Origin of the sequence: Herbaspirillum lusitanum P6-12, from assembly GCF_000256565.1 — a bacterium.
Classification (GTDB): domain Bacteria; phylum Pseudomonadota; class Gammaproteobacteria; order Burkholderiales; family Burkholderiaceae_D; genus Herbaspirillum; species Herbaspirillum lusitanum.
The window spans coordinates 1-456 of sequence record NZ_AJHH01000373.1 but is presented as its reverse complement, the minus strand read 5'-3'; the positions used below and the strand labels follow the sequence as shown (position 1 = coordinate 456).

Genomic DNA, 456 nt, shown 5'->3' with positions numbered 1-456 from the left:
CAGCATCGCCCGCGCCGCCTTGCGCGGATCGCCGGTCTGCTTGCCGCTGCGCTCGGCGCGCGTGGTGCGGATAGGATCGAACAGCGCGTCGTAGTCAGCAATGCTGCGCGGCGAACGCACCATCGAGCGGCCCGCCCAATCGGTGCGAAACGATCCAGGCGCAACAGCCGTGACGAAGATATCGAAGGCCTTGAGTTCTTTCCCCAAGGTTTCCGAGATGCCTTCCAGCGCAAACTTGCTGCCGCAATAATAAGCAATGCCGGGCATCGTGATGATGCCTCCCATCGAGGTGATGTTGATGATGTGGCCGCGCCTGCGTTGGCGCATGAAGGGCACGAACCCTTTCGTCACCGCCACCGCGCCGAACACGTTGACGTCGAACTGGCGTTGCAATGCCTCCATGCCGGATTCCTCGAAGATGCCTTCGTGGCCGTAGCCGGCGTTGTTGACCAGCAC

Annotated in this window: 1 protein-coding gene; it reads right to left on the bottom strand. The window is 62.3% G+C overall.

Going from position 1 to position 456, the window contains the following annotated elements:
• Positions 1 to 456 (bottom strand): SDR family NAD(P)-dependent oxidoreductase (locus HLUSI_RS0111830; protein ID WP_016834181.1); only part of this gene is annotated, 456 nt, incomplete at both ends.